Consider the following 4676-nt stretch of genomic DNA (forward strand, 5'->3'; position numbering starts at 1 on the left):
CCGTTGGAGCCTCCCACTCACGTTCGCTCTGCTCTCTTTTTGCGGAAGCGGGACCTTCCGCCGACCGTTTTCAGGCCGGTCAAACCCCTTTGGGAAAAATTCTCGACTGCCTTAATACCACAGCGCTCTTGAGTTCATGGCGCGTCGTGATTGTGGAGGAGGGGAATGAATGGAAGAAAAAGGATTGGGAAACCATCAAGGAATATTTTCAAAAGCCGCCGCAGAAATCCTCACTTTTTATTTTGGCGGAGTCGTTGGGAGAGGCAACGCTCAAAAATATTGGGAATGCCGTCACAATCGTTGAATGCAAAAAACTCTACCCGCGCCAAGTCGCCGCATGGATCAACATGGAAATGCGAAACGCCAATCTTCATATTTCTCAAGAAGCGGCGCGCTACTTGGCTGAATGCGTGGGGACGGATCTTGGCGTTTTAAATCAGGCGGTTGAAAAATTGCTCCTTTATATTGGCGAGAGAAAACTCGTGGAGCTTCAGGATGTGGAAAAAGTGGTGGCCAACACCGCGCAACGCAGTGTTTTTGATTTAACGAATGCGATTGGCGCGAAAAATATCCCGCAAGCCCTTCAATTACTCGACCGTCTTTTGGATCAGGGAGAAGAACCAATCAAGGCTTTCGCGCTGATCGTTCGTCATTTTCGTCTGCTGGCCAGAGCACAGGAGATTCTTGAAAAATCGGGGGGAAATGTCGGTCCCAATTTTGCGAGAGATCTTAAAGTGCATCCTTTTTTTGCAAAAGATTACGCGGTTCAATCGAAACATTTCAAAAAAGAGGGATGGAAAAAATGTTTCGCAACTCTTTTTGCCTGCGATCGCTCTCTAAAATCGAGCCGAAACCCAAGGCAAATTATCCTAGAAAAATTAATTTGGGAACTTTGTCGCTGAACTGAAAAAAGCGATCAGCTATCAGCTTTCAGCACTCAGCTTTTAAAATCCAAATGCATATGCACTTGAGTCCTGTAAGAAAACCTTTGCCCTCTTTTGTCATCCCCGCGAAAGCGGGGATCCAGTATTTGTTGCTGGTTCCCGACTTTCGTCGGGACGACGCCTGGATTCCGGCTCCCTGCTTACTGCCTGCAGGGACAGGCTCCGCCGGAATGACAGAACGGGATTCAAATGCATAGGCTTTTAAAATCCAATCATCTCACAGGCTGATCGCTGACAGCTGACAGCTTTTTTAACATTAAAGCGAATTAAATTGCTTTGTGAGGCGGGAGGTGTAGCGGGCGGCGGCGTTTTTGTGCAGAATTCCTTTGGTCGCCATGCTGGCAATTACCGGAAGAGCCGCTTTTAGTGCCTTTTCTGCTTCTGTTTTATTTTTGGAGGCGAGGCTTGCTTTAAGCGTCTTGATGCAATTTCGCATTTTGCTTAAAAGGGTTTTGTTGCGCGCGTAGTGTTTGAGATTTTGCCGCGCTCTTTTGCGGGCGGAAATTTTCGAACCTGTTTTTTTCTTTTTTGCTTTTGCGGCCTCAGCCATATTAAGTCCTCACCGTGTTTATTTAAACGTTTAAGTCCATCTTGAATACTTATAGGCTTGCCGACTTAGCGACTTTGTTTCAAAGTGTCAAGCAATGTCTGAGAAGGCAAATGTCACAAAAAGGGCAGGGTTGATTGGTTTTTTAACCTTTCTGAGCCGTATTACCGGGCTTCTTCGGGATTCGGTGGTGGCCTATTTTTTTGGGGCCTCCGCCGCCGCAGATGCTTTCTACATGTCTTTTACCATTCCCAACCTTTTGCGTCGGTTTGTGGCGGAGGGCGCGCTCACCATCTCTTTTATTCCCATTTTTACGCAGGAACTCAAAAAATCACGCGAAGAGGCAAAAATACTTTCGGATCAGGCTTTCTCCTATCTCTCGGTTATACTCGTTTTTATTACCGTAGCGGGCATCACTTTTTCTCCAACCATCCTGAAGTTGATGGCCGCGGGGTTTGAGGAATCGCCCGAGAAATTTGCCTTGGCCATTTATCTAACACGGCTCTGCTTTCCTTATATTATTTTTGTCAGTTTGAGTGCGTTGGTGATGGGCGTTTTAAACAGCCTCAAACATTTTGGATCATCTGCGGCGGCTCCCATTTGTCTTAATCTTGGATTGATTGGTGGGGCCATGATTTCTCCGTGGTTCAATCCCCCTGCAGTGGGCTTGGCGGTTGGTATTCTGGTCGGAGGTTTTTTTCAGCTTCTCATTCAGGTTCCGGAATTAAGACGATTGGGTTTTTTTCCGAAAATCAATTTTCAAGTTCATCCCGAGTTGAAAGCACTGCTGGGTTTGATGCTTCCAGCCGCTTATGGCGCGGCCGTTTATCAGGTCAATGTGATTGTAATGCGGCTTTTTTCTTCCTATCTGCCGACCGGCGCTGTCTCTTATTTATGGTATGCCAGCCGTCTCTTTGAATTTCCCATGGGAGTTTTCGCGATTGCGCTGGCTACGGCCATTCAGCCAACTCTTTCCGAATTCGCGGCGGAAAAAGATTGGGAAAAATTTAAAGATACACTCAATTACGGCATGCGCCTTAATTTCCTCATCACGATTCCGGCGATGGTGGGGCTTATCCTTTTGTCTCATCCGATCATCCGCATCTTGTTGCAGAGGGGGGAGTTTGATCCTTTCGCGGCAAAAGCCACCGCTGAAGCGATGGTTTGTTTTTCATTGGGACTTCCATTTTTGGGATTGGTGCGCATTATTGTTCCTGCTTTTTATTCGCTCAAAGATTCGAAGCGTCCGGTTTTGTTTGCAACGCTTGCCGTTGCCACCAATTTGGGACTTGCATGGTGGTGGGTGAAGCCCCTTGCCCATAACGGTTTGGCCCTCGCCTTAAGCGTTTCTTCTTTTGTGAATGCGGTGGGACTGGTTACCTATCTGCGCTGGAAATTGGGACGACTGGAATTTAAAAAGATGGGACGGCTTTGGTTGCAAGTTTGTACGGCTTCGCTTGCCATGGGAATTGTTCTCTGGTTGCCGCAAAAACAGGGTTGGTGGCTGTCTGCAAAAATTTCAATCTGGTTTCAAGGGTTGGAATTGTTCCTCTCTTTATTTCTGGGCATTGTGGTTTTCTTCTGCGTGGCAAAACTTCTGGGTTGTGCCGAAGCGCATCAAGCCTACCTGATTATCAAACGCAAATTCACCCGTAACGGTGCCGTTGCCGGGGTCATGGAGTAGGGCGTCAAAATTCCGCCTTCCAAAATGATAAAAAGGGTTAAGAAACACCCTTTGGGCATTTCTAAAATCCGGCATTTGTCATTCCGGCGAGAACTAGAATCCAGTTTTTTCAAGAGGTTATGTATGTTGGGACATTTTTTTTGATTTTTGGACTTTGGCATTACGCTTGCACATTACCTGCTTGGAAGTTTTATCAGGAGGTGCCATGAAAAAAATTTTATTCCTCTCGCTGATCCTAATGGTGGGATTGGTGATGAGCGACAGTGTCTTAGCACAAATATTTCCACAGAAAGGAAATGTCTGTTCAGATATTTCAAAATGTCCCAACATACAAACTTTGATGGAGGCCGCGAAAAAACCCGGTCCGGCGGGCCCTGCCGGTCCACAAGGTCCGGCGGGTCTAAAAGGTGACAAGGGTGATGCGGGTGCCATGGGCGCTGTTGGTCCTGCCGGCCCCAAGGGACCTAAAGGTGATACGGGTGCCATCGGTCCCGCGGGTCCAGCCAGCTGTCAAGGTGCCGGTTGTCTCACAGATAATATTTATTTTGTAACAAGAGATTTCACGGGGTCGTGTAAAACATATACTATTCCACAGTGTTTTATTACCTCTAGCAACTGGCATCCTCTAGAGTGCCAACCAGGGGATACTGCAATAGAAGAAGTAGGGAAGCGATACGAAAGACAGGGATGGATAAAAAATGAAGATGGAACAAAAAGATATGTGCGTGTTGGCTGGGGTGACTCCTTCGCTTCAGCGTTTAATGGTCCTCCCGATATTCCAGATATGTTAGGGGTCACCATTCAAATACAGAAAATTTGCGTTCGACATCCATAAAACAGTCTGCAAGCGTCCTTATGAACTACCACATAGTGCCATGCACTATAGGGTGGTCACCTACATCTTAAGCCGCTTTTTTATAAATTTCCTTGCCGGTTTTGCTGATTTCTTCCCAGAAAATGCTATCGTCTCCATTTGCCGCGATTTCTTCGGGTGTATAACCAAGGACTTCCAAAGGTGCATCAACATTTATTGTTGCTCTGGAAAGCATTTGCAGGCGTTCGATGGGAGCCCATTTTGCAAGATCGCTGGAAATAACCACAAGATCAACATCGCTAAAAGCTCTGGCCGTCCCTTTGGCATAAGAGCCATAAAGAATTACTTGTTCGGTAATGACGCCATTTTTTTTTCAGCTCATCAACATAATGCCGAACAACTGCTTTTATTTGAGATAAACTGATTTTAGCCATTGAAAAAATTCCCTTGTTTCCTGAAACAATTTTTCACAGAAAGTCTGCGTATATCGTTTTTTGAGTTTCAAAATATCTTCGGGGTAACGTGCTCCAAGATAGTGGGGCATTAAATCCATAAGCCACTGCGTCCGATTTTCCGGTAATTCTAATTTCCCCTGTTTGCAAAGCAGTTTGAAATTGTGGGTAAACTGCGGTGCCGAGTCTATTTGTAGGGGCTTGCGTCGCCCCCTCCACCGGCAAAGCCGGCGGA

6 protein-coding genes are annotated in these 4676 nt (G+C 46.5%); 3 read left to right on the plus strand and 3 right to left on the minus strand.

Translation table 11 applies throughout. From position 1 onward, the window contains the following. Positions 1 to 902 (plus strand): DNA polymerase III subunit delta (holA, locus tag HY877_05290; protein MBI5299689.1); only part of this gene is annotated, 902 nt, incomplete at its 5' end. Between the two features lie 298 nt (positions 903 to 1200). On the opposite strand, the gene rpsT is transcribed toward holA, so the two are convergent. Further along, positions 1201 to 1494 (minus strand): 30S ribosomal protein S20, encoded by a 294-nt coding sequence (gene rpsT / locus HY877_05295; GenBank protein MBI5299690.1) that lies wholly within the window; start codon positions 1492 to 1494, stop codon positions 1201 to 1203. A 94-nt stretch (positions 1495 to 1588) separates the two neighbouring features. Between rpsT and murJ the strand changes: the two genes are divergently transcribed. Next, positions 1589 to 3175, plus strand: coding sequence for a murein biosynthesis integral membrane protein MurJ (gene murJ / locus HY877_05300; protein ID MBI5299691.1), 1587 nt, complete (start codon positions 1589 to 1591; stop codon positions 3173 to 3175). A gap of 205 nt (positions 3176 to 3380) precedes the next feature. Beyond that, positions 3381 to 4010, plus strand: coding sequence for a collagen-like protein (locus tag HY877_05305; protein MBI5299692.1), 630 nt, complete (start codon positions 3381 to 3383; stop codon positions 4008 to 4010). 67 nt (positions 4011 to 4077) lie between these two features. On the opposite strand, the gene HY877_05310 is transcribed toward HY877_05305, so the two are convergent. Together HY877_05310 and HY877_05315 are read right to left on the minus strand one after the other, a co-directional pair. Continuing rightward, a complete protein-coding gene (locus HY877_05310; protein ID MBI5299693.1) occupies positions 4078 to 4347 on the minus strand; it encodes a nucleotidyltransferase domain-containing protein in 270 nt (89 codons plus the stop codon). Between the two features lie 48 nt (positions 4348 to 4395). Next, on the minus strand, positions 4396 to 4676 hold a 281-nt coding region (locus HY877_05315), incomplete at its 5' end, for a HEPN domain-containing protein (protein MBI5299694.1).

Source organism: Deltaproteobacteria bacterium (assembly GCA_016213065.1).
Taxonomy (GTDB): Bacteria; UBA10199; UBA10199; order SPLOWO2-01-44-7; family SPLOWO2-01-44-7; genus JACRBV01.

What these genes read in the sequence shown, in the direction of transcription:
- rpsT (MBI5299690.1), bottom strand. Translation starts at nt 1,494, where the DNA reads ATGGCTGAGGCCGCAAAAGCAAAAAAGAAAAAAACAGGTTCGAAAATT.
- murJ (MBI5299691.1), top strand. Translation starts at nt 1,589, where the DNA reads ATGTCTGAGAAGGCAAATGTCACAAAAAGGGCAGGGTTGATTGGTTTT.
- HY877_05305 (MBI5299692.1), top strand. Translation starts at nt 3,381, where the DNA reads ATGAAAAAAATTTTATTCCTCTCGCTGATCCTAATGGTGGGATTGGTG.